This window comes from Salinicoccus sp. ID82-1, assembly GCF_021991715.1.
Taxonomy (GTDB): Bacteria; Bacillota; Bacilli; order Staphylococcales; family Salinicoccaceae; genus Salinicoccus; species Salinicoccus cyprini.
The window spans coordinates 440,538-462,785 of record NZ_JAGFLY010000002.1; the positions used below are offsets into that span (position 1 = coordinate 440,538).

A 22,248-nucleotide genomic window follows, 5' to 3' on the forward strand; every position below is an offset into this window, starting at 1 on the left:
GGTTAAAGCCTCATTTCTAATCCCCCCTGTACCTCTCTTGTATCAGGATTTCAATATACGAAAGCGAAGTGAACGTATGGCTGAAAGAGATTCCAAAGGACCGAAGTATGAATCCTTTGATGCACTCTATAAGAAGAACAATACCAAGGAATTGACAGTGCGGGCAAAAGAGCTCGGTCTTTCCAACTATAGCCGTCTGAATAAAAAGGAGCTTGTCCTTGCCATAATGGAAGCCCAGATGGAAAAGGACGGCAACTACTATATGGAAGGCATCCTCGACGACATCCAGCCGGACGGGTACGGTTTCCTGCGTACAGTCAACTTTTCAAAAGGGGAAAAGGATATCTATATCTCCGCTTCCCAGATCAGAAGATTCGAACTGAAAAAAGGGGATAAGGTCACTGGTAAAGTACGCCGTCCCAAAGAGAACGAAAAATACTATGGTCTGCTGCAGGTGGATTTCATCAATGATCAGAATGCCGAGCAGGTCAAGAAGCGTCCACACTTCCAGGCGCTGACACCGCTCTACCCTGAGGAGCGCATCAAGCTCGAGAATAGGCCGGCGGATCTGTCTACACGTATCATGGATCTTGTAACACCGATCGGTTTCGGGCAGCGGGGCATGATTGTGGCACCGCCGAAAGCCGGGAAGACATCCCTGCTGAAGGAAATCGCAAATGCGATGACCGAGAACCATCCCGATACGAAGCTGTTCATCCTGCTTATCGGTGAACGGCCGGAAGAGGTGACGGACCTTGAGCGTTCCGTCGAGGATGCAGAAGTGGTCCATTCAACTTTCGACGAGCCGCCGGAGCACCACGTGAAAGTTGCGGAACTGCTTCTTGAACGGTCGAAGCGGCTCGTTGAGATGGGCGAAGATGTCATCATACTGATGGATTCCATCACACGTCTGGCCCGTGCATACAATCTGGTCATCCCGCCGAGCGGCCGTACGCTGTCCGGTGGTCTCGATCCGGCAAGCCTGCACAGGCCTAAGCATTTCTTCGGTGCAGCAAGAAATATAGAAGCAGGCGGCAGTCTGACGATCCTGTCGACTGCGCTTGTCGATACGGGCAGCCGCATGGACGATGTCATCTATGAGGAATTCAAGGGGACAGGCAACATGGAGCTGCATCTGGACCGCCACCTGAGTGAACGCAGAATCTATCCGGCAATCGACATCAGACGGTCGAGTACAAGAAAAGAGGAGCTGCTGCTTGATAAGCGGGAACTGGATGTCCTATGGCAGCTCAGGAATCTTTTTACGGATGCACCTGATTTTACAGAACGGTTCCTGAAAATACTGAAGCAGACGAAGACGAACGAAGAATTTTTCGATGTGCTGAGGCAGCGGATGCTGTCATCACAGTCCACAGGACGTCCGGTAATCTGATTGAGCATTCCCCCTTGATTTTTCAGAGGGAAACGTGTATAATATGTAAGTATCGAAGTGGGAATTCCACTAATAAACTCTGTGCCAGATGGTTCAGGGCAAAGGAGATGTAAATAAATGAAACAAGCAATTCACCCGGAATACAACAAGGTAAACGTAGTGTGCTCTTGCGGCAACGAATTCCAGACAGGTTCAGTAAACAATGAAGACATCAAAGTAGAGGTCTGCTCTGAGTGCCACCCATTCTACACTGGACGTCAGAAATTCGCTTCTGCAGATGGCCGTATTGAAAAGTTCAACAAAAAATTCGGTTTCAAAAGCGCAAACGAATAATAGAGATCAACTGTACTGGAGTCTTACTCCAGTACAGTTTTTTTATGTCCAGATATGGTATAATTGATGAGATTAAAGAGATGAAAAGGTGAAATTATATGTTTGATCAACTTGAAATAATTGAAAATCGCTATGAACAGCTGAACGAACTGCTGAGCGACCCGGATGTTGTCAGCGATTCCGACAAGCTGCGGACATATTCCAAGGAGCAGAGCGATCTGCAGAAGACAGTGGAAGTCTTCAGGGAATACAAGCAGCACAAGGAGACGATCGAAGAGTCCCGGGCAATGATGAAGGAAACGGATGACAAGGAAATGCTTGAGATGATCAAAGAAGAGATCTCCGAGTCCGAGAAGGCGATTCCGGCGCTTGAGGACCAGTTGAAATTCCTCCTGATTCCGAAAGATCCGAATGACGACAAGAACGTCATCGTGGAGATCAGAGGAGCAGCGGGTGGCGATGAAGCGCAGATCTTTGCCGGCAACCTGTTCAGAATGTACTCGCGCTATGCAGAAGAGAGTGGCTGGAAGATAGAAGTTGTGGAAGCCAATGCCAACGACCATGGCGGCTATAAGGAAATCAGTTTCCTGGTCCAGGGTGAAGGGGCATTCTCGAAATTGAAGTTCGAAAACGGCGCCCACCGTGTCCAGCGTGTTCCAGAAACGGAATCCGGTGGCCGGATACACACATCCACTGCAACAGTGGCGGTACTGCCTGAAGTGGAGGATGTGGAGGTTGATATCCGCAATGAAGATATCAAAATAGATACCTACCGTTCAAGTGGTGCAGGGGGACAGCACGTCAATACTACCGACTCTGCAGTCCGTATCACCCACCTGCCGTCAGGTGTTGTTGTAACTTCACAGGACGAAAAGTCACAGATCAAGAACCGTGAGCGTGCAATGAAGGTTCTGAAGGCACGTGTCTATGACATGATGCTGCAGGAAGCCACAGCGGAATATGCCGAGAAGCGTAAAAGCGCAGTCGGCACCGGTGACCGATCCGAAAGGATCAGAACCTACAACTATCCTCAGAATCGTGTGACCGATCACCGCATCGGCCTGACCATCCAGAAGCTTGACCAGATCATTGAAGGAAAACTCGATGAAGTCATTGAGGCACTGACAATCGAGGAGCAGACGAGCAAACTGGAAGAACTGAACAATGCATCCCTATAGCTATAGAGAGATGGTTAAAGAGGCGAAAGCCTCTTTAAGCGTATCAGGGGGAGAAATCCAGCCGGCAACTCTGCTGCTGGAAGACCTTTTTGAAATGAATATGACCCGCTTCCTATTGGACGGCGACAAAGAAGTGCCTGCTTTGGATAGAGCACGGTATGAGGCGGCAATCAGGCGTATATCAGAAGGCGAACCCTATCAGTACGTTGTCGGGCATGCCTGGTTTTACGGCGAGAAATTCACTGTTACTGAGGACACGCTGATTCCGCGCAATGAAACGGAGGAGCTTGTGGAAATTGTTCTTTCCATGGAACAGGACACGGGGAAAACAGTGGTGGATATCGGCTGTGGTACAGGCGCCATCGGCTTGACTTTGTCTGCCGCCTGGCAGAACAATACAGTAATATTGACCGATGTTTCCGAACCGGCGCTTCGAGTGGCGGGAACGAATGCAGAGAAGCTGGGGGTGAATCCTGATTTTCTTTCAGGGCATCTTTTCGAACCACTGGTTGAAAGAAATATCAAAGTGGACTGCATCGTCTCCAATCCTCCCTATATTGGAAAGGATGAACTCGGGGACATGGGCGGTTCGGTCATTGCGCACGAGCCGGCACTGGCCCTGTTTGCTGAAGATGACGGTCTGGCCCTCTATAAACAGATGGTGGACCAGCTGGATAGCGTGCTGAACGAGCGGGGTACGGTCTATTTTGAAATTGGCTGGAAGCAGGCTGATGTGCTTCGTGCATATATCAGGCAGCGCTGGCCGGGAGTTGAACCGAAAGTGGAGAAGGATATGAATGGAAACGATAGAATACTGCATTTCAGATGGGAGGTCCAGTATGAAGACCAAAATTTGGGACATCAGAACGGATCAGCTTAAAGATGAGGTGACCGCTTCGAAACTTGATGAAATAAAGACGGCTCTGGAATATGGTGAAGTCATCGGCATTCCGACGGAAACGGTATATGGTCTTGCGGGTGACGCAAGAAATCCCGAAGCGATACAGAAGATATTTTCCGCCAAGAACCGCCCAGGGGATAATCCCCTCATTGTACATGTTCACAGCATGGATCAGCTGGCCGATTTTACGGAACCGCTGGGTCCCAAGGTAGAGACATTGATGAAGCATTTCTGGCCGGGACCGATTTCATTCATTCTGCCGCTGAAAGGCAGTGTACTGGCCGGTAATACTGTGGCGGAACTGGATTCGGTGGCAGTCAGGATGCCGAGTCATCCGGTGGGCCACGCAATACTCGAGAAGGTCGGTTTTCCGCTTGCTGCACCGAGTGCCAATCTGAGCGGCAAGCCTTCCCCCACCGATTTCAGCCATGTCATCGACGACTTGAACGGCAAAGTATATGGCGTGGTGGCAAGCGATCCCGCGACGTACGGGCTGGAAAGTACAGTGCTCGACTGTACACAGTTTCCTTACCGTATCGCCAGACCAGGAAGCATTACCAAAGGGGGTCTGGAAAGTGTGCTGAAGGAAGTGGTCAGCAAGCATCATGGAGATGATGAACGGCCGATTGCACCAGGAATGAAGTATAAGCATTATGCGCCGCATCAGCCGCTTGTTGTGGTGGAGGGCGGCTTCAAGAACAACACCCACCTGCGACTCGAGGAAGACCAGAAAGTGGGGGTGATTGCGCCTGAATCCGTACGCAACCTGATTCCGGACGGCATCTATTTCATCAGCCTGTGCTCGGGGGAGAACGACTACCGCGAGGCTGGACGCAACCTTTATGCTGCACTGAGGAAGATGGACAAGTCGGATGTGGATAAGATCTATATCCATGGTTTTCCTAAAAAAGAAGAGACCGAAGCGCTGATGAACCGGATTCATAAGGCGACAGGCAATGAAATCATCAAGGAAGAATCGGAATGAAGATCATATTCGTCTGTACAGGAAATACATGCAGGAGCCCTCTGGCCGAAAGCTATGCCAGAACGAAGTTCAGCACGGAAAATGTTGTTTTCGAATCCCGCGGACTGATGGTCCAGCCGGGCGGAATCAACCATATTTCACAGAATATCGTGGAGCGCGAAAATCTTGTTATGCCTTCAGATCCCGCACCGCTGACAGAAGACGATGCAAAGGAAGCGCTGCTGCTCGTGATGACCGATGCCCACAGACGGATCGTCATGGGAAGGTTTCCAACTGCGGATGTCCGGATGATCAGTGAATTTGCAGAAGGATATGAAGCGGATATTCTCGACCCATACGGCGGTGGCATGGAGGACTACGAACGCACTTTCATCGAATTGAAAGGTTTTATCGACAAATTCAAGTTCTGATTTGCTTATGACCACTTTTCTCTGTAAGCTTTTGATATATAATATAGATGAGGTGAAGATTATGAAAGTGATTATTGCTTCTGATCATGGTGGATTCAATCTTAAAGGTACAGTCGTTGCGGCGCTCAAGGATAGAGGTGTGGAAATCACCGATTTCGGTCCCGATTCCGCTGATTCAGTGGACTATCCCGACTATGCACGTCCTGTAGCAGAGAAGGTCGCCTCCGGTGAATTCGACCGCGGTATTCTTGTCTGTGGGACAGGTATTGGAATGAGCATCAGCGCAAACAAGGTCAAGGGCATCCGCTGCGCGCTTGTCCATGACACTTTTTCAGCAAGAGCAACAAGAGCCCATAACAACTCGAACATGCTGGCAATGGGCGAACGGGTGATCGGCCCCGGTCTGGCCCAGGATATTGTAGATATCTGGCTTGAGACCGATTATGAGGGGGGCAGGCATGAACAAAGAGTTTGCAAGATTGAAGAGTGATCTCGACACGTTGATTGAGCAGCTGGAAGCTGCAGGTTTCTTCAGGAATGGAGAGAAGCTGCTCATCGGCTGTTCCACATCCGAAGTGATGGGACATCACATCGGTCGGCAGAGCTCGATGGAAGTGGCGGAACTGATATACGATGCCTTCCATCAGGCCGCAGAGCGCCATCAGATGCATGTCATGTTCCAAGGTTGCGAACATATCAACCGTGCGGTTACCATGGAACGTAAGACAGCACATGCAGGTGGCCTGCCGCCGGTCAGCGTCGTGCCCCATCGTACAGCCGGAGGCAGCCTGAGCGAGTATGCCTATAATCACCTTGATGATCCGGTAGTGGTGGAGCATGCTGCAGCCGACCGCGGCATCGACATCGGACAGACGCTGATCGGCATGCATATCCGGCACGTTGCAGTCCCTTTCAGAGTGGAGCAGAGAACAGTCAATGCAGCCAATGTCACTATCGCATATTCCAGACCTAAACTTATCGGCGGCCCTCGCGCACAATACTAAACTTGCAATCAAGGAGAGAAGACATGTCATTTATTGAATCACAGGACCCTAAACTTTTTGAAACTATCGAAGCAGAACTGGATCGCCAGAACAACAACATCGAACTGATCGCATCAGAGAACTTTGTATCACAAGCAGTACTTGAGGCTCAAGGTTCAATACTTACCAACAAGTACGCTGAAGGCTATCCGCATAAGCGCTATTATGGTGGGTGTGAGAATGTGGACGTTGCCGAAGATCTGGCACGTGAAAGAGTGAAACAGCTTTTTGGTGCGGATCATGCGAACGTCCAGCCCCATTCCGGGTCACAGGCCAATATGGCTGTCTATTTCTCTGTTCTGGAGCCGGGAGATACAGTTCTCGGCATGAATCTCAATCATGGCGGACACCTGACACACGGCAGTTCAGTCAACTTCAGTGGTAAACTTTTCAACTTTGTCGAGTATGGAGTAAGCAAAGAAGATGAAGTGATCGATTATGACGATCTCCTTGATATTGCCAAAGAGCATAAACCGAAGATGATCGTTGCAGGCGGAAGCGCGTACTCGAAGGCCATAGATTTCAGCAAGTTCCGTGAAATCGCTGATGCGGTTGATGCGTATCTGATGGTGGATATGGCACACATCGCCGGACTCGTTGCTGCAGGGCTGCATCCAGATCCGGTACCTTATGCCGATTTCGTAACTTCCACAACGCACAAGACGCTGAGAGGCCCACGTGGCGGTCTGATCCTGACCAAGGAGGAGCATGCCAAGAAAGTGGATAAGAACATCTTCCCAGGCATTCAGGGCGGCCCTCTTATGCATGTTATCGCAGCAAAAGCTGTTGCTTTCGGCGAAGCGCTGAACCCGGATTTCAAAGTGTACCAGGAACAGGTCGTGAAAAATGCACAGGTACTTGCAGATCGTCTTGCTGAAGGTGGACTCCGCATCGTCAGTGGTGGCACGGAAAACCACATCGTTCTTGTCGACGTGAAAAGTTTCGGTCTGACAGGCAAGCAGGCAGAGGAAGCATTGGATGAAATCGGCATCACCTGCAATAAGAACACCATTCCATTCGACGAGGAATCTCCGTTTGTAACAAGCGGTATCCGCCTCGGCACGCCGGCGATGACAACACGTGGGTTCAAGGAAGAGGAGATGCAGGAAGTTGCAGATCTGATTGTTGAAACACTGAGTGATATCAAAGAAGGCACGAAGTATGAAACGCTGAAGGATAGAGTGACGGCACTGACGTCCAAATTCCCACTATATAAATAAAATGACCATGCCGGAATAGGGTTTGCCTTATTTCGGCATGATTGAGAGAACTGGAGGATAAATATGTCCAAAGTACACGTAATGGATCACCCGCTGATCCAGCATAAGATGAGCTACATCAGAGATGAGAAGACGGGCACCAAGGAATTCAGAGAACTTGTTGATGAAGTGGGCATGCTCATGGCCTATGAAGTCACACGGGATCTGTCGCTGGAAGATGTAGAGGTGGATACACCGGTCACGCGCACAACAGCCAAGAGGCTGAGTGGCAAGAAGCTCGGAATCGTCCCGATTCTGAGAGCAGGTCTTGGCATGCAGGAAGGCATACTTAAACTGATCCCTTCAGCACGGGTCGGACACATCGGCCTGTATCGCGATCCTGAGACACTTGAAGCAATCGAATACTATGCCAAGTTCCCGGGAGATATCGAGGAGAGGGACATGTTCGTCATCGACCCGATGCTCGCCACTGGTGCATCAGCGGTAGAGGCAATCACTGCAGTGAAGAAGCGTGGTGCGACCAAAGTACGGTTCATCTGTCTGATTGCTGCCCCTGAAGGCGTTGAAGTCCTGAAAGAAGCACACCCGGATGTGGACATCTATATCGCCGCACTGGATGAGAAACTCAATGAAAAAAGCTATATTGTACCAGGTCTCGGCGATGCCGGAGACAGACTTTTCGGTACAAAATAGAACTGACAAGGAGAAGAATCTATGAAGAAAATCATGACGATATTCGGCACACGACCTGAGGCGATCAAAATGGCACCGCTTGTTCTCGCACTGAAAAATGATCCGGAACTTGAGCCGGTAGTCGTGGTCACTGCACAGCACCGTGAGATGCTCGACCAGGTACTCGAAATTTTCGGCATCACGCCGGACTATGATCTGGATATCATGCAGAAGGGGCAGACACTGTCTGAAGTGACGGGCAGAGTAATCGCCGGCCTCGAGTCTGTCATCAAAGAAGCAGAACCGGACATGATTCTTGTCCATGGAGATACAACGACAACGTTTGCCGGCAGTCTCGCAGCATTCTACAATGAAGTGGACATCGGCCACGTCGAAGCGGGACTGAGAACCAACAACAAATACTCGCCATTTCCAGAAGAGATGAACCGTCAGATGACAGGTGTACTTGCCGACCTTCATTTTGCTCCGACTGAGACGTCCAGAGAGAATCTGCTGCAGGAGAACAAGAAGGCGGACAGCATTTCTGTCACCGGCAATACGGCAATCGATGCACTCAAGACCACAGTGAACGATGCATATGAAAGTGAGATCATCGACAGGCACAAAGACAACAAGGTGATTCTGCTTACTGCCCATAGAAGGGAAAATATCGGCATGCCGATGGAGAACATCTTCAGTGCGGTACGTGAAATTGTGGAGGAGTTCGAGGATGTTACTGTAGTATATCCGATCCATAAGAACCCTAAAGTGAGGGAGATTGCCAATAAGTATCTGTCCGATCATGATCGGATCGAGATCATCGAGCCGCTCGACGTGTTCGACTTCCATAATTTCGCAGCAAAAAGTCATATCATCATGACCGATTCCGGTGGCGTCCAGGAGGAAGCACCTTCTCTCAGAAAGCCTGTGCTGGTGCTCAGAGATACAACGGAAAGACCGGAAGGCGTAGAAGCAGGGACACTCAAGCTTGCCGGTATAAAGAAGGAAAACATCTACAACCTGACGAAAGAACTGCTGACGGATGACAGTGTCTATCAGAAGATGGCGGAAGCGAGCAACCCTTATGGTGATGGCAAAGCATCACTCAGAATATGTGAAAACATAAAATACTACTATGGAATCAGAGAAGATAAGCCTGAAAGCTTCGATATCTAGGAAATATGTCGATAATATGTCATAAAAAATGTACGCTGAAATTAATTTATCCATAATATTGACATAAAAAATACAAAGATATATCATTACAAGAGTAATGTAACGGTTTACAACAAAAAGCCGCAGAATACACTAGGAGACAGTGTTTAAAGTGCTATTTTTCAGACGATTTTCCCATCATTTCCTTAGATTTTTGCTTTTCCCTCTGATCATCAGCCTACTCATCTATCTGTTTACATTTTCATCTTTTGCAGCCGGACTCGCCTTGGGTACCCTTGCGTCCATTATGCTGCTGTTGAACTGGTACTACAATCTTGAGAAGGCCTACAAGACAGAGGATGGGAGAATCCGGACCGGCACGATTGCGCGCCTTGTGATTGTGATTGTTACATGTCTTTTCTGGGTGAGATTCCCGGATGTTTTCAGCATATTCGGTATAGCGCTCGGGCTTCTGCTCAGCTATATCATGATTCTGTTTCGTGCGATTAAAGAATTGACGAAGTGAAAGAGGTGAGAAAATGGAGCACGGAAATCCGATATTGACAGTAGATGTTTTTGGTCTTCCAGTAACATTCAACCTGTCCACGGTTATGATGATTATTATTTCATCGCTTGTTGTATTTCTGGTTGCTTTCTTCATGACAAGAAATCTATCAGTAAGACCAACAGGAAAAAGTCAAGTACTCATGGAAGTACTGATGAACTTCGTTAAAGGTATCATTTCAGGCAACATGGCCTGGAAACAAGGCGGAAGATTCCACTTCCTGGCCCTCACATTGATTCTATACATATTTGTTGCAAATATGCTTGGGCTGCCTTTTGCTTTCATAGCACCAGACGAAGATCACACACTCTGGTGGAAATCACCAACTGCCGATCCGTCAGTCACTCTGACACTGGCCAGCTTGATGATCGTGCTGACCCACTATTATGGTATCAAAATGCGTGGGACGAAAGCATATCTTAAATCGTACGTACAGCCGGTGTGGTTCATGGCACCGTTCAAGTTCATCGAAGAATTCACATACAATCTTACGCTTGGTCTGCGTCTTTACGGTAACATCTACGCAGGTGAGATCCTACTCTCGCTGCTGATTATGGTAATGGCATCCGGCGCACTCGGTTTCGTTGGTGGATTCATCCCACTGATGATCTGGCAAGGATTCTCAATTTATATTGGTGTCATTCAGGCATTCATATTCGTTATGTTATCAATGGTCTATCTATCCCATAAGGTGAGCGATGACCATTAATATAAAATTATAACCAACCATTTAAAATATTTTAGGAGGAACTATATCTTATGATGAATCTACTCGCAGTAGGTATCGCTGCTGGACTTGCAGCACTCGGCGCAAGTATCGGTATCGGTCTTATCGTTTCCAAAACAGTTGAGGGTGTATCCCGTCAGCCTGAGGCTCGTGGCCCACTCATGACAATCATGTTCATCGGTATCGGTGTTGTTGAGGCCGTTCCGATCATCGCGATTGTTATTTCATTCATGCTTATGTTCATGTTCTAAGAAACGTTACATCTGGCGAAGTCTTCTATCAAGATTTCGCCCTCTTATTATGTCGACTATGAAAATAGAATGAAACTCTCGCGAAAGGAGTGTACATAGGTGGAATTTCTTATATTAGGAGCTACGGACACGGTGCCGGCAGCAATTGGTAACAGTCTGATCCAGCTGGCTGCTTTCATCGTCCTTCTCTTGGTTCTTTCATATTTCGTATGGAAGCCATTGAAAAAAGTGATGGATGAGCGCGAACAGCTGATCCATTCAGAAATAGATGATGCAGAACAGCGCAGGATGGAAGCTGTCAGTCTCAAGGAAGAAAATGAAGCTGTGCTGAGAAATACGCAGGCTGAAATTTCCGAGATGATGGACAATGCAAAAGAGCAGGCGAAGAAAGAGCAAGAAGCAATCATCCATGATGCAAACACACGTGCAAACCAGATGATGGAAGACGCCAAAGCTGATATCGAAAGGGAAAAGCAGAAAGCGATCCGCGATATCAATGATCAGGTGGCTGACATTTCTGTTCTGATTGCTGAGAAGATGATTTCAAAAGAAATCAACAAGCAGGATCAGAAAGATCTCGTTGCAAGATACCTACAGGAAGCAGGGGGTAAATAATGGCTAACTCGGCTCAGAAATATTCCCAGGCTCTGTTCAGTATCGTCAGCGAAAATGGACAGCTCGAAAAAGTCAGGACGGATTTCGATGAAGTGGTCAAATCAGTGCGTAAAACGCCTGGTTTCATTACTTTCATGAACAATCCCAGAATTTCACGGGAAGATCGCCGGCAGGCAGTAGCGAAAGCTTTCGGCAATGCCAGCGAACCGCTCCGGAATATGCTGCTCATCCTATCAGACCGCAACAGGTTCAATGAGATTGAAGCAGTTCATTCTCATTTCATACAAAATTACAATGCGCATTATAACCAGGAAAATGTAGTGATCGAATCGGTATATCCACTCTCTGATGAGGAAATAGAAAGTATCGGTAAAGTCTTTATCAAAAAGACCGGACTTTCAAAACTGCTCATAGAGAACAGGGTGAATGAATCGCTTATCGGTGGTATCCGTGTATTCATCGGAACCAAAGTATATGACGGCTCGGTGAATGCCCAGCTGTCCGATTTGAAAAACCGGTTCAGAGAAAGAACTAATAGCTAATTAAGGAGTGACATTTGATGGCAATTAAAGCTGATGAAATAAGCGCTCTCCTGAAAAGCCAGATCGAGAACTATGAAGCTGATATGAAAGTATCCGATGTGGGAACAGTCATACAGGTTGGTGACGGTATCGCACTTGCTCATGGTTTGAATGATGCTATGGCTGGAGAACTGCTCGAATTTCCAAGCGGCGTTCTGGGACTTGCCCAGAACCTCGAAGAAAACAATGTTGGTATCGTAATTCTCGGTCCATTCGACGACATTAAAGAAGGCGACGAAGTCAAACGTACAGGACGCATCATGGAAGTACCTGTAGGCGAAGAACTGGTCGGCCGTGTCGTCAATCCTCTGGGACAGCCGATCGACGGCAAAGGACCGATGGGTGCAACAAAAACTAGACCAATCGAAAGCCCGGCAACAGGCGTTATGGCCCGTAAGTCGGTAGATGAACCACTACAGACTGGTATCAAGGCGATCGATGCACTTGTTCCAATCGGTCGTGGACAGCGCGAGCTGATCATCGGTGACCGTCAGACAGGTAAGACGACTGTTGCAATCGATACAATCCTCAACCAGAAGGATCAGGACATGATCTGTGTATACGTGGCAATCGGCCAGAAGGAATCCACAGTTCGTGCAACAGTTGAAACACTCCGTAAAAACGGTGCACTCGACTACACAATCGTCGTTTCTGCAGGTGCTTCAATGCCGGCACCACTGCTCTACATCGCACCATATGCCGGTGTAACAATGGCAGAAGAGTTCATGTTCAATGGCAAGCACGTCCTCATCGTATACGATGACCTGACAAAACAGGCTGCTGCATACCGTGAACTTTCACTCCTGCTCAAACGCCCACCAGGCCGTGAAGCCTACCCGGGTGACGTATTCTACCTTCACAGCCGTCTGCTTGAACGTGCAGCGAAGCTCAATGATGAGCTGGGTGGCGGATCCATTACTGCACTGCCTTTCATCGAAACACAGGCTGGTGATATCTCCGCTTTCGTTCCAACGAACGTCATCTCCATCACTGACGGTCAGATCTTCCTGCAGTCCGACCTGTTCTTCTCAGGTGTAAGACCTGCGATCAACGCCGGACTCTCCGTTTCCCGTGTTGGTGGTTCTGCACAGATCAAGGCGATGAAGAAGGTTGCCGGTACTCTGAGACTGGACCTTGCAGCATACCGTGAGCTGGAAGCATTTGCCCAGTTCGGTTCCGATCTTGATGAAGCGACAGCTGCCAAGCTTGAGCGCGGTAAACGTACTGTTGAAGTGCTCAAACAGGGTGAAAACAAGCCGCTTGCAGTAGAACGCCAGGTTGCGATCCTCTATGCGCTTGTAAATGGCCACCTTGATGATGTTGCCGTTGAAGATATTACACGTTTCGAAGCAGAATTCCTCAACTGGCTTGATTCAAATCAGCCTGAGCTGCTTAGCGGTATTCGTGAAACAAAACAGCTTCCGGACGACGAAGCTTATGTAAGTGCAATAAACAGCTTCAAGAAACTATTCAACCCATCCAAATAAGGGTGATGAATATAGAATAAGGTGGTGAATTCATGGCTGCACTAAGAGAAATCAAAGGTCGTATCGGATCAACCAAAAAAATGAGCCAGATCACTAGCGCCATGCATATGGTTTCGAACTCCAAGCTCAAGAGGGCAGAGGAGAACGCAAAAAGATTCCAGCCTTACATGGATAAGATCCAGGAGGCTGTCCAGGCCATTGCAACTGGAGATAACACAAGTTCACACCCGATGCTCAGGGAACGTCCTGTAAAGCGTACCGGATACGTGATCATTACATCGGACAGTGGACTGGCCGGTCCGTATAATGCCAACATCCTTAAAGAGATTACCAGTGTAATCAGGGAGCGTCATAATGACAATCCCGATTCCTATGATCTGTTCATCATCGGAAGAATGGGATACGAATTCATGGAGAACCGTGGATACAGTATCACAAACCATCGCATTGGACTGGCTGACCAGCCGGACTTCAGCAGTGTTAAAGAAATTGCTCAGCAGTCGGTCGCACAGTTCTCGAATGAAGATATAGATGAGCTGTACATCGTTTATAACCAGTTCATATCGGTTCTGGAACAGAAAGTGGCGACGAAAAAGCTTCTTCCTCTTAGTGAAGAGGACACCGTCAGCCAGGAACAGGCATCAAATCTTTCCACATACGAGTTTGAGCCCGACAAGGAATCAATCCTTGAAACGATTCTTCCTCAATATGCAGAAAGCCTGGTCTACGGGGCGTTGCTGGATGCCAAAGCAAGTGAACATGCGGCGCGTATGACTGCGATGAAAGCTGCGACTGATAACGCAAAAGAACTGGTAGACGATTTGACATTACAATACAACCGTGCAAGACAAGCGGCGATTACCCAGGAGATTACGGAAATCGTTGGTGGTGCATCTGCACTTGAATAAAGAATGACTAGGAGGAAAACGAATGGCTTTAGGTCAAGTAGTTCAAGTCATGGGACCTGTAGTTGACGTGCGTTTCGAAGAGGGCCAGCTGCCTGAACTGAACAACGCACTCTACGTCAACACTGATAAAGATAATGAAGAAGATACTTTGGCTTTGGAAGTCGCGCTTCATCTTGGAGACAACGTCGTAAGAACAATTGCAATGAGTTCTACAGATGGATTGCAGCGTGGTACTGAAGTTACTAATACAGAAAGCCCGATTTCGGTCCCTGTTGGCCAGATTACACTTGGCCGGGTATTCAACGTACTTGGAGAACATATCGATCTTGGAGAGGCAATTCCTGCTTCCGAAAGAAGAGACCCGATTCACCGTCAGGCTCCTAAATTCGAAGATCTGTCCACAAACGTTGAAATTCTTGAAACAGGTATCAAAGTAGTAGATCTGCTCGCGCCTTACATCAAAGGTGGTAAGATCGGTCTCTTCGGCGGTGCCGGAGTAGGCAAGACGGTTCTGATCCAGGAACTGATCAACAACATCGCTCAGGAACACGGTGGTATTTCGGTATTTGCCGGTGTTGGAGAGCGTACACGTGAAGGGAACGACCTCTACCACGAAATGAGTGATTCCGGCGTTATCGCGAAAACTGCCATGGTATTCGGTCAGATGAACGAGCCGCCAGGTGCACGTATGCGTGTTGCATTGTCCGGTCTGACAATGGCGGAATACTTCCGTGATGAAGAAGGACAGGATGTTCTGCTCTTCATCGACAACATCTTCCGCTTCACTCAGGCAGGTTCTGAAGTATCCGCCCTGCTCGGACGTATGCCATCAGCGGTAGGCTACCAGCCTACACTGGCTACGGAAATGGGTCAGCTCCAGGAGCGTATCACGTCTACGAACGTCGGATCAGTAACATCCATCCAGGCAGTGTTCGTACCAGCCGATGACTATACTGACCCGGCGCCGGCGCAGACATTCGCCCACTTGGATGCAACGACGAACCTTGAGCGTAAACTCTCCGAAATGGGTATCTATCCTGCGGTGGATCCGCTTGCTTCCACTTCCCGTGCGCTGACACCAGCAGTAGTTGGAGAAGAGCATTACGAAGTCGCACGTGGCGTTCAGGCGACACTTCAGAAGTACCGTGAGCTCCAGGATATCATCGCGATTCTTGGTATGGACGAACTGTCTGAAGAGGACAAGAGAACAGTTTCCCGTGCACGTAGAATCCAGTTCTTCCTGTCCCAGAATTTCCACGTTGCTGAACAGTTCACTGGTCAGAAAGGTTCTTATGTACCTGTCGAGCAGACTGTCAACGACTTCAAGGAAATACTTGATGGCAAGTACGATCATATCCCTGAAGATGCATTCCGTCTTGTAGGCGGCATTTCTGCTGTGCTTGATAAAGCACGTGAGATGGGCGTAGAAGTCTAAAATCGGGAGGGTTAGCAAATGAGTACAATTGCACTGGATGTAGTTACACCAAACGGTTCTGTTTTTTCTGAAGAGGACTGTGAAATCATAATACTCCAGACCAAACAGGGTGAGCTCGGCGTCATGGCCGGCCACGTCCCGACGGTTGCTGCGCTTAAGATCGGCAGTCTGCGTACAAAGATCGATGGACAGTTCGAGTACTTTGCAGTAACAGATGGTTTTGTCGAAATACGTCCTGAAAAGGTGACGGTACTTGTACAGGCTGGCGAGTTTGCTGAAGATATCGATACCGATCGTGCCACAGCGGCAAGAGAACGTGCTGAAGCACTGCTCCAGCAGGCGCGTGACGAAAAAGTTGATAGATATCGTGCTGATCTTGCATTGCAACGTGCGGTCAACCGATTGGATGTAGCAAAACATAAATAATAAATCGACCCGGGCTACTGCCCGGGTTTTTTAAAAGGTGAATAGTAATATGTTGTATGCCCAACTTGCTTTCATGCATATCTTCCTGCATATGCTATGTGTCATTTTTGCATTCTGGGTGCTTGGTGCCCTGAATGTAGATGAGTGGTTCAGAAAAGGCGAAACAGGCCGTATCAGGATGTTCATCATACTGGCTGCTGTACTTCTGGGAAGTGCACTCAGCAACTTCATCATGGACTTTTTCAGGCTTGTTCAGGAAGCAGCCCTGCTATTTTGATAATTGCTTTGCAAACATGTTTATACATCTTTAAAATAGTGAATAGTGTAACGAAAGTAAAAGTATGGAGTGAGAAAAATGGATTCTATAATTGTTAAAGGTGGAAATAAACTATCAGGTTCTGTTGAAATAGAAGGTTCAAAAAATGCTGTATTGCCAATTCTGACGGCTTCTTTGCTTGCAGAAATCGGAGTATCGAAGCTACATAATGTACCGGATCTATCCGATGTCAAAACGCTGAGTGCACTGCTCGGTCACCTCGGTGCTTCTGTTGTGCCGGAAGGTAAAACGATCACAGTCGATGCAACTGATGAACTGAACTGCAATGCGCCTTTCAATCTGGTTAATAAGATGCGTGCCAGCATGCTTGTGATGGGTCCACTGCTAGGCAGATATGGCTATTGCAACGTTGCAATGCCAGGTGGCTGCGCAATCGGATCAAGACCGGTGGAGCAACACATCAAAGGACTGGAGAAGATGGGGGCTACTTTCCGTACGGTTGACGGCAGCTTCGAAGGTACGGTCGACGGCAGTCTGAAAGGTGCGAAGATATACCTTGATTTCCCGAGTGTCGGTGCAACGCAGAATCTCATCATGGCTGCCAGCCTGGCTGATGGTGTTACAGAGCTGGAAAATGCTGCAAGAGAGCCTGAGATTGAAGATCTGGCCAACTATATCAATGCGATGGGCGGTAAAGTCCAAGGTGCTGGAACAGGCCATATCACTATTGAAGGTGTTGAAGTACTGCATGGAGCAGAGCATACTGTCATCCCGGACCGGATCGAAGCGGGTACATTCATGATTGCTGGTGCGATAACGCGCAGTGAGATTGTACTGGATAATGTAATGCCGAATCACCTCACTGCACTGATATCGAAGCTGGAAGAAGCAGGTGTGCGCATTGAAGAAGAAGGAAACAGCATCCGTGTCATCCCGGACGAGCAATTGAAGCCGATCAAGGTCAAGACGATGCCGCATCCCGGTTTCCCGACGGACATGCAGAGCCAGATGATGGCCCTGCTGTCTACAATCAATGGTACAAGCATCATTACGGAAACCATATTCGAAAACAGATTCATGCATGTCAATGAGTTCAGAAATATGGATGCAGACATCGATGTGGAAGATAATCATGCCTTCATAAAAGGTGGCGAAAAACTTGCTGCGGGTTGTGTAAAAGCAACCGATCTGAGAGCGGCAGCTGCGCTGATCCTTGCAGGTTTGGCAGCAGACGGGTATACTGTAGTTACTGAATTAAGACACCTTGACCGCGGGTATGTCAACTTCCATAAGAAGCTGCAGAAGCTTGGAGCCGACATAGAACGGACGGGTGAAAGTTCCACACAGGAAAGTGTGACATTTTCGAAATAAAGAGGTAGTTCTATGGCTGAGCAATCAAAAAAGCTAGTTCACCGCAGATTCCCATTGATTATTAGGATACTGCTGTTCATCTATATTGCCATCATCGTATTCTTTGCAGGATTGATGATCGGCTTCGGCATACTGGATAATCCAATGGAAGTGTTTCGTATAGAGACATGGGAACACATCATCAATTTGACCAAGGAATGATATTATGCTGACTTACGACCAGATCAAAGCGGTTATACCGCATCGTCCCCCTTTTCTTCTTATCGATAAAGTGACCGAGATAGAGCCGGGGGTCAAGTGCTCAGGCATCAAGCAGGTGTCAGGAAACGAGCCTTTTTTCCAAGGGCATTTTCCTGAGTATGCAGTAATGCCCGGCGTGCTGATTGTTGAAGCACTCGCCCAGACAGGTGCAGTTGCTCTGCTTCAGGAAGAGCGTTTCAAAGGCAAGCTGGCCTTCTTTGCGGGTATTGATAAATGCAAATTCAAAAGACAGGTAAAACCTGGGGATACATTGGAACTCACAGTAGAGATCACCAAGCTGAGAGGCCCGATCGGCAAAGGTGACGCTGTTGCTACGGTAGATGGTGAAGTGGCATGCAAATGCGAAATCACTTTTGCAATCCAGGATAACAAAACATCCGATGACTGATCAGTCATCGGATGTTTTTATTTCGGCTTTCGATTCCATCATTGCTTTGAATTCGTTAAGCAGCTGCTCCTGCTCATAGCCTTCATCAAGAAGGTGCGTAAGAAGATCCTGTGCATAGTGCGGACTCTGGACGATGATGCGGCCATTGAAAATCAAGGACAGTGCATTGTCTATTTCATTCATTTCATTGAATATGCCTTTGAATCTTGCGGGTTCATTCGAATGGCGTGTAATCGTCACGAGCAGATCAAGTTCAGCGCCCACCAGCTCCTTGAGTATATCTTTGAAATCCGGTGATGTTGAGATTTCTATCAGCCATGGATCATCCGGTTTTTCATTATTGATGATGATACCATCAATCAGATCCAGTATGATGAAGTTATTTTCGTGTTCAAGCTTCAGTTCCACCACTTTAAATGACTTCATATGCATCCCCCTTTTAAAATAAATACATACCAGCAAATACCGTATATATGAATATGCTTCATTACCATTATAACGTGGGTGATCCCGGAATATATACTAATTGCAGGAAAATGGACCATAAAATCAAATTTACGCGTTTTGCAGAAAATTAAACCACCCTTTATCTTTAGATTCAGGAAGGGGGTGAAAACATGATGAACAAAGTACTGCTCGTCGGGGAGCTCGTAAGGAATGTCACTGTACAGAAGACGGCAAACGGCAGTGTCAATTCATTCATTATTGCTACTGTCAGAGTGCCGAAGGATGAACGGAAAGCGAAGGAAGTTCATTTCATCTACTGCAAGGCATTCGGCAAAGCGCTTCCTAAAGTTCTTTCGGAATCAAAAGAAGGAGAAATTCTTTGCGTCAGCGGTCAGGTGGCCACCACCGTATATACCACGTCCGAAGGGGAGAAGGAATACAGAATGGAAATCTGGGCAGAAAACGTCAAGCGTCTCCCGGATAAGATGAACGACCAGAAAGATATGGGCAATCCTTCCAAACTGATCAGCGATGCTGTCAGGCATTACGACCAATGGGACTATATCGGAGAGCGGTCTGTTCACACTCTGGAGAAGAAAAGTGAAAGCGGCAGTATGACCGAAGAGAAGGAAAAGCATCTGGAGCCACTTGAAAAAATACTTAAAGAGCATAATGGAAAAGATGGAACTGACAGCAGAGCACACACTGCACCGAACAGTGACATCGAGGAGATTAAAACGAAAGCCCTTGCCTGAACATACTCACACCACTCAATTCATACATTCTACACTCACACTACTCACCTAGCTCTGCATGAGGCGAACGCTGCGGTCAGCCCATTTGCAGAGCTTTTTCATGTTTCAAAGGCCTGATGATAACTTTTTTATTACAATGTTGTAGTATTCTATTACGCTTATCTAAAAAAAAGAAATATTCGCTCTTTTTCATGCTTATGTAGAATGGTTGCAGAATCCCGGCACGACAGCTTTCTCCCATAGTCATCTTTAAAGTTATAATTGAAAAATTACTTAAATATATAAAATTACACTTAAATTGCAATAATACCTGATATATAGAAACATCACTGTAACATAACTGTAAAGGAAGGCTTTACATTTTATATTTCTGTAACCTATGAAATATTTATATCTGATATAGTACTACATAGTTAATAAAGAAAACACGATATCCAATCGTAAGGGATCAACGGGAGGAAATATTAATTATGAAAAAAGTACTATCGGTCGGGGCAGCAATCGCAGTATCTGGAACACTTGCATATAGCGCAGAAGCAGCGAGCCACACAGTATCCAATGGTGACACGCTTTCAGAAATCGCTTTTGAGAATAATACGACAGTACAATCCATCAAAGCTGAAAACAATCTTTCATCCGATCTTATCCTGCCTGGTCAGGTTCTTGAAGTGAACAACGACGAAAAAGCTGAAAAGAATACTGAAGCAGTAGCAGAAGACGGAACATACACAATCGTTTCCGGTGATACACTTTTTGAAATTGGTCAGAAATTCAACGTAACAGTTTCCAACCTTAAAGCATGGAACAATCTTTCTTCAGATCTTATCTTTGCAGGTAAAACACTTGTAGTTTCTGGTAGCAATGCAGTACAGGAACCAGTTGTAGAAGCATCACAGGTTGAAGAAGTACAGGAAGTACAGGAAGTACAAGAAGTACAACAGGCACCAGCACAGCCTTCTGAGCAGCAAGTTGCTGCAGAGCAGGCTGCTCAAGAACAGGCAGCAGCAGAGCAGGCAGCAGCAGAGCAGCGTGCGGCGGAACAAGCAGCAGCAGAACAGGCAGCAGCAGAGCAGCGTGCGGCTGAACAGGCAGCACAGGAACGCCAGCAGCGTAACCAGGCTCAAGCACAGAACCAATCCACCTCTGCATCAAGCAATGCAAGCGGTCAAAATTGGGGCGCACTTGCACAATGTGAATCAAGCGGCAATGCAAGCGTTGTAAGTTCCAATGGCCTCTACCATGGTCTCTACCAGTTTGATGTTCAGACTTGGAGATCTGTAGGCGGAAGCGGCGTACCTTCCCAGGCTTCTGCAGCAGAGCAGACTAAAAGAGCTCAGATCCTTTATGATCAAAGAGGATCCCAGCCTTGGCCTGTATGTGGTTCAAGACTGTAATATAGATTTTGATTTTCGGGACTCGGCAAAAGCCGAGTCCTTTTCTATTGATAGCAGTTTGAAATAGTGAATATTTTGTGAGTGTTTCACGATATGGACATAATATTTGCTGTACAGTTCCATAAAATTATTTTTTTACACCACCATATATGTTACAATTTCTTTTATGCGAGAGAATTTATTGAGGTGAAGAAATGAGTAAAAAATGGCTCTTTCCGATAATGATCGGCCTGGTCCTTGTACTGTCCGGGTGTGATTATTCACAGGAAGAAAACAGAAACGGCTTCTTCTATAATACATTCGTCCAGCCGATGGATTCGCTGCTTCATTGGCTCGGGGACAACATGAACAATAATTACGGACTGGCAATCATCGTCATCACACTGATCGTCCGTCTGGCAATCTTCCCATTCATGATGCGTACATACAAGAATCAGATGATGATGCGCGAAAAGATGAAAATTGTCAAACCTGAAATGGAAGAGATCCAGAAGAAAGTGAAAGTGGCGACGACACAGGAAGAAAAGATGGAAGCACAGCAGGAGATGATGGGACTCTACAAGAAGCACGGCATCAATCCGCTCAACATGGGCTGTCTGCCGATTGTCATCCAGATGCCTGTCGTCATGGCGCTCTATTTTGCACTCAGGTACCCATCCGAGCAGGGTATTACTGAATACCCTAACTTCCTATGGATGAACCTGACTGAAACGGACTTCTTCATGGTGGCCATTGCAGGCATTGTCTATGCTGCACAGGCATATGTATCCATGCAGTTCGTTCCTGCAGAGCAGCGTAAGCAGATGCAGCTGTTCATGTACATTTCCCCAATCATGATCATCTGGATTTCATTGATTTCTCCATCCGCACTGCCGCTCTACTGGGCTGTCGGTGGTATCTTCCTGATCTTCCAGACATGGGCAGGTAATACTTTCTACAAGAAGAAAGTTGCTGAAGAAATGGCTCCGATCATCGAAGCACATGAACGTGAGAAGGCTGAGAAGGAAAAACGCATCAAAAATGCGAAAGTCATGCCGAAGAAGAAACGCAAGAAGAGGACTTGATCAAGT

General features: G+C 47.4%; 28 protein-coding genes. 27 read left to right on the forward strand and 1 reads right to left on the reverse strand.

All coding sequences use genetic code 11. The features are described from left to right. The first annotated feature begins 76 nt into the window (after nucleotides 1–76). From rho to fabZ, 24 genes are all read left to right on the forward strand, one after another. Complete coding sequence (gene rho, locus J4760_RS07595; RefSeq protein WP_237605313.1) at nucleotides 77–1,393, forward strand: transcription termination factor Rho; 1,317 nt, start codon at nucleotides 77–79, stop codon at nucleotides 1,391–1,393. 117 nt (nucleotides 1,394–1,510) lie between these two features. Further along, complete coding sequence (gene rpmE, locus J4760_RS07600; protein WP_160655192.1) at nucleotides 1,511–1,726, forward strand: 50S ribosomal protein L31; 216 nt, start codon at nucleotides 1,511–1,513, stop codon at nucleotides 1,724–1,726. 98 nt (nucleotides 1,727–1,824) lie between these two features. Further along, nucleotides 1,825–2,904, forward strand: a complete 1,080-nt coding sequence (gene prfA / locus J4760_RS07605) for a peptide chain release factor 1 (protein ID WP_145289167.1) — start codon at nucleotides 1,825–1,827, stop codon at nucleotides 2,902–2,904. Next, nucleotides 2,891–3,784 (forward strand): peptide chain release factor N(5)-glutamine methyltransferase, encoded by an 894-nt coding sequence (gene prmC / locus J4760_RS07610; RefSeq protein ID WP_237605314.1) that lies wholly within the window; start codon nucleotides 2,891–2,893, stop codon nucleotides 3,782–3,784. Before prfA ends, prmC begins: the two co-directional genes overlap by 14 nt. Then, entirely contained in the window at nucleotides 3,744–4,790 is a 1,047-nt protein-coding gene (locus tag J4760_RS07615) for an L-threonylcarbamoyladenylate synthase (protein WP_237605315.1), read from the forward strand. The genes prmC and J4760_RS07615 overlap by 41 nt, the downstream gene beginning before the upstream one ends. Continuing rightward, entirely contained in the window at nucleotides 4,787–5,200 is a 414-nt protein-coding gene (locus J4760_RS07620; RefSeq protein ID WP_237605316.1) for an arsenate reductase/protein-tyrosine-phosphatase family protein, read from the forward strand. The genes J4760_RS07615 and J4760_RS07620 overlap by 4 nt, the downstream gene beginning before the upstream one ends. A 61-nt stretch (nucleotides 5,201–5,261) precedes the next feature. After that, complete coding sequence (rpiB, locus tag J4760_RS07625) at nucleotides 5,262–5,690, forward strand: ribose 5-phosphate isomerase B (protein ID WP_145289155.1); 429 nt, start codon at nucleotides 5,262–5,264, stop codon at nucleotides 5,688–5,690. Further along, a complete protein-coding gene (locus J4760_RS07630) occupies nucleotides 5,659–6,204 on the forward strand; it encodes a TIGR01440 family protein (RefSeq protein ID WP_237605317.1) in 546 nt (181 codons plus the stop codon). Before rpiB ends, J4760_RS07630 begins: the two co-directional genes overlap by 32 nt. Before the next feature lie 23 nt (nucleotides 6,205–6,227). Beyond that, the gene (locus J4760_RS07635) at nucleotides 6,228–7,463 is read left to right on the forward strand and encodes a serine hydroxymethyltransferase (RefSeq protein WP_145289149.1); all 1,236 of its coding nucleotides are present in this window, start codon (nucleotides 6,228–6,230) and stop codon (nucleotides 7,461–7,463) included. Between the two features lie 63 nt (nucleotides 7,464–7,526). After that, nucleotides 7,527–8,156: a uracil phosphoribosyltransferase gene (gene upp / locus J4760_RS07640; RefSeq protein ID WP_145289147.1), complete on the forward strand. Its 630-nt coding sequence runs from the start codon at nucleotides 7,527–7,529 to the stop codon at nucleotides 8,154–8,156. Between the two features lie 21 nt (nucleotides 8,157–8,177). Next, a complete protein-coding gene (gene wecB, locus J4760_RS07645) occupies nucleotides 8,178–9,311 on the forward strand; it encodes a non-hydrolyzing UDP-N-acetylglucosamine 2-epimerase (RefSeq protein WP_145289144.1) in 1,134 nt (377 codons plus the stop codon). A gap of 151 nt (nucleotides 9,312–9,462) precedes the next feature. Beyond that, the gene (locus J4760_RS07650; protein WP_237605318.1) at nucleotides 9,463–9,816 is read left to right on the forward strand and encodes a hypothetical protein; all 354 of its coding nucleotides are present in this window, start codon (nucleotides 9,463–9,465) and stop codon (nucleotides 9,814–9,816) included. Nucleotides 9,817–9,829: 13 nt separating this feature from the next. Further along, nucleotides 9,830–10,564, forward strand: a complete 735-nt coding sequence (gene atpB, locus J4760_RS07655) for a F0F1 ATP synthase subunit A (protein WP_145289138.1) — start codon at nucleotides 9,830–9,832, stop codon at nucleotides 10,562–10,564. Between the two features lie 53 nt (nucleotides 10,565–10,617). Then, the gene (atpE, locus tag J4760_RS07660; protein ID WP_031545243.1) at nucleotides 10,618–10,833 is read left to right on the forward strand and encodes a F0F1 ATP synthase subunit C; all 216 of its coding nucleotides are present in this window, start codon (nucleotides 10,618–10,620) and stop codon (nucleotides 10,831–10,833) included. 99 nt (nucleotides 10,834–10,932) lie between these two features. Continuing rightward, complete coding sequence (locus J4760_RS07665; protein ID WP_145289135.1) at nucleotides 10,933–11,448, forward strand: F0F1 ATP synthase subunit B; 516 nt, start codon at nucleotides 10,933–10,935, stop codon at nucleotides 11,446–11,448. Next, the gene (gene atpH, locus J4760_RS07670) at nucleotides 11,448–11,990 is read left to right on the forward strand and encodes an ATP synthase F1 subunit delta (protein ID WP_237605319.1); all 543 of its coding nucleotides are present in this window, start codon (nucleotides 11,448–11,450) and stop codon (nucleotides 11,988–11,990) included. Before J4760_RS07665 ends, atpH begins: the two co-directional genes overlap by 1 nt. A gap of 17 nt (nucleotides 11,991–12,007) precedes the next feature. After that, on the forward strand, nucleotides 12,008–13,516 hold the full coding sequence (gene atpA, locus J4760_RS07675; RefSeq protein ID WP_145289129.1) for a F0F1 ATP synthase subunit alpha: 1,509 nt from the start codon (nucleotides 12,008–12,010) through the stop codon (nucleotides 13,514–13,516). Between the two features lie 32 nt (nucleotides 13,517–13,548). Continuing rightward, complete coding sequence (atpG, locus tag J4760_RS07680) at nucleotides 13,549–14,424, forward strand: ATP synthase F1 subunit gamma (protein WP_145289127.1); 876 nt, start codon at nucleotides 13,549–13,551, stop codon at nucleotides 14,422–14,424. A gap of 22 nt (nucleotides 14,425–14,446) precedes the next feature. Then, complete coding sequence (gene atpD / locus J4760_RS07685; protein ID WP_145289123.1) at nucleotides 14,447–15,859, forward strand: F0F1 ATP synthase subunit beta; 1,413 nt, start codon at nucleotides 14,447–14,449, stop codon at nucleotides 15,857–15,859. An 18-nt stretch (nucleotides 15,860–15,877) separates the two neighbouring features. Further along, a complete protein-coding gene (locus tag J4760_RS07690) occupies nucleotides 15,878–16,285 on the forward strand; it encodes a F0F1 ATP synthase subunit epsilon (RefSeq protein ID WP_145289120.1) in 408 nt (135 codons plus the stop codon). A gap of 49 nt (nucleotides 16,286–16,334) precedes the next feature. After that, the gene (locus J4760_RS07695; protein ID WP_237605320.1) at nucleotides 16,335–16,562 is read left to right on the forward strand and encodes a DUF1146 family protein; all 228 of its coding nucleotides are present in this window, start codon (nucleotides 16,335–16,337) and stop codon (nucleotides 16,560–16,562) included. A 78-nt stretch (nucleotides 16,563–16,640) separates the two neighbouring features. After that, a complete protein-coding gene (gene murA / locus J4760_RS07700; RefSeq protein WP_237605321.1) occupies nucleotides 16,641–17,933 on the forward strand; it encodes a UDP-N-acetylglucosamine 1-carboxyvinyltransferase in 1,293 nt (430 codons plus the stop codon). A gap of 12 nt (nucleotides 17,934–17,945) precedes the next feature. After that, nucleotides 17,946–18,134: a DNA-directed RNA polymerase subunit beta gene (locus J4760_RS07705; protein WP_145289112.1), complete on the forward strand. Its 189-nt coding sequence runs from the start codon at nucleotides 17,946–17,948 to the stop codon at nucleotides 18,132–18,134. 4 nt (nucleotides 18,135–18,138) lie between these two features. Continuing rightward, on the forward strand, nucleotides 18,139–18,582 hold the full coding sequence (gene fabZ / locus J4760_RS07710) for a 3-hydroxyacyl-ACP dehydratase FabZ (RefSeq protein ID WP_145289110.1): 444 nt from the start codon (nucleotides 18,139–18,141) through the stop codon (nucleotides 18,580–18,582). On the opposite strand, the gene J4760_RS07715 is transcribed toward fabZ, so the two are convergent. Continuing rightward, nucleotides 18,583–19,008 carry a YwpF family protein gene (locus tag J4760_RS07715; RefSeq protein ID WP_145289107.1) on the reverse strand — a complete coding sequence of 142 codons (426 nt, stop codon included), beginning with the start codon at nucleotides 19,006–19,008 and terminating at the stop codon, nucleotides 18,583–18,585. A gap of 191 nt (nucleotides 19,009–19,199) precedes the next feature. On the opposite strand from J4760_RS07715, the gene J4760_RS07720 reads away from it, so the two are divergent. The 3 genes from J4760_RS07720 (at nucleotide 19,200) to yidC (ending at nucleotide 22,242) form a co-directional block, all read left to right on the forward strand. Beyond that, nucleotides 19,200–19,784 (forward strand): single-stranded DNA-binding protein, encoded by a 585-nt coding sequence (locus J4760_RS07720; protein ID WP_237605322.1) that lies wholly within the window; start codon nucleotides 19,200–19,202, stop codon nucleotides 19,782–19,784. Nucleotides 19,785–20,254: 470 nt separating this feature from the next. Beyond that, complete coding sequence (locus J4760_RS07725) at nucleotides 20,255–21,178, forward strand: transglycosylase family protein (RefSeq protein WP_237605323.1); 924 nt, start codon at nucleotides 20,255–20,257, stop codon at nucleotides 21,176–21,178. 194 nt (nucleotides 21,179–21,372) lie between these two features. Further along, on the forward strand, nucleotides 21,373–22,242 hold the full coding sequence (gene yidC, locus J4760_RS07730) for a membrane protein insertase YidC (protein WP_145289097.1): 870 nt from the start codon (nucleotides 21,373–21,375) through the stop codon (nucleotides 22,240–22,242). The last annotated feature ends 6 nt before the right edge of the window (nucleotides 22,243–22,248 follow it).

Bases quoted from the DNA above. Each gene is read 5' to 3' on its own strand.
- atpH (WP_237605319.1), top strand. From the start codon at position 11,448: ATGGCTAACTCGGCTCAGAAATATTCCCAGGCTCTGTTCAGTATCGTC.
- J4760_RS07695 (WP_237605320.1), top strand. From the start codon at position 16,335: ATGTTGTATGCCCAACTTGCTTTCATGCATATCTTCCTGCATATGCTA.
- atpA (WP_145289129.1), top strand. From the start codon at position 12,008: ATGGCAATTAAAGCTGATGAAATAAGCGCTCTCCTGAAAAGCCAGATC.
- atpD (WP_145289123.1), top strand. From the start codon at position 14,447: ATGGCTTTAGGTCAAGTAGTTCAAGTCATGGGACCTGTAGTTGACGTG.
- J4760_RS07630 (WP_237605317.1), top strand. From the start codon at position 5,659: ATGAACAAAGAGTTTGCAAGATTGAAGAGTGATCTCGACACGTTGATT.
- atpB (WP_145289138.1), top strand. From the start codon at position 9,830: ATGGAGCACGGAAATCCGATATTGACAGTAGATGTTTTTGGTCTTCCA.
- J4760_RS07705 (WP_145289112.1), top strand. From the start codon at position 17,946: ATGGCTGAGCAATCAAAAAAGCTAGTTCACCGCAGATTCCCATTGATT.
- upp (WP_145289147.1), top strand. From the start codon at position 7,527: ATGTCCAAAGTACACGTAATGGATCACCCGCTGATCCAGCATAAGATG.
- J4760_RS07720 (WP_237605322.1), top strand. From the start codon at position 19,200: ATGATGAACAAAGTACTGCTCGTCGGGGAGCTCGTAAGGAATGTCACT.
- J4760_RS07635 (WP_145289149.1), top strand. From the start codon at position 6,228: ATGTCATTTATTGAATCACAGGACCCTAAACTTTTTGAAACTATCGAA.
- J4760_RS07615 (WP_237605315.1), top strand. From the start codon at position 3,744: ATGAAGACCAAAATTTGGGACATCAGAACGGATCAGCTTAAAGATGAG.
- wecB (WP_145289144.1), top strand. From the start codon at position 8,178: ATGAAGAAAATCATGACGATATTCGGCACACGACCTGAGGCGATCAAA.
- murA (WP_237605321.1), top strand. From the start codon at position 16,641: ATGGATTCTATAATTGTTAAAGGTGGAAATAAACTATCAGGTTCTGTT.
- yidC (WP_145289097.1), top strand. From the start codon at position 21,373: ATGAGTAAAAAATGGCTCTTTCCGATAATGATCGGCCTGGTCCTTGTA.
- J4760_RS07620 (WP_237605316.1), top strand. From the start codon at position 4,787: ATGAAGATCATATTCGTCTGTACAGGAAATACATGCAGGAGCCCTCTG.
- prmC (WP_237605314.1), top strand. From the start codon at position 2,891: ATGCATCCCTATAGCTATAGAGAGATGGTTAAAGAGGCGAAAGCCTCT.
- J4760_RS07725 (WP_237605323.1), top strand. From the start codon at position 20,255: ATGAAAAAAGTACTATCGGTCGGGGCAGCAATCGCAGTATCTGGAACA.
- J4760_RS07715 (WP_145289107.1), bottom strand. From the start codon at position 19,008: ATGAAGTCATTTAAAGTGGTGGAACTGAAGCTTGAACACGAAAATAAC.
- rho (WP_237605313.1), top strand. From the start codon at position 77: ATGGCTGAAAGAGATTCCAAAGGACCGAAGTATGAATCCTTTGATGCA.
- J4760_RS07690 (WP_145289120.1), top strand. From the start codon at position 15,878: ATGAGTACAATTGCACTGGATGTAGTTACACCAAACGGTTCTGTTTTT.
- atpE (WP_031545243.1), top strand. From the start codon at position 10,618: ATGAATCTACTCGCAGTAGGTATCGCTGCTGGACTTGCAGCACTCGGC.
- prfA (WP_145289167.1), top strand. From the start codon at position 1,825: ATGTTTGATCAACTTGAAATAATTGAAAATCGCTATGAACAGCTGAAC.
- rpiB (WP_145289155.1), top strand. From the start codon at position 5,262: ATGAAAGTGATTATTGCTTCTGATCATGGTGGATTCAATCTTAAAGGT.
- fabZ (WP_145289110.1), top strand. From the start codon at position 18,139: ATGCTGACTTACGACCAGATCAAAGCGGTTATACCGCATCGTCCCCCT.
- atpG (WP_145289127.1), top strand. From the start codon at position 13,549: ATGGCTGCACTAAGAGAAATCAAAGGTCGTATCGGATCAACCAAAAAA.
- rpmE (WP_160655192.1), top strand. From the start codon at position 1,511: ATGAAACAAGCAATTCACCCGGAATACAACAAGGTAAACGTAGTGTGC.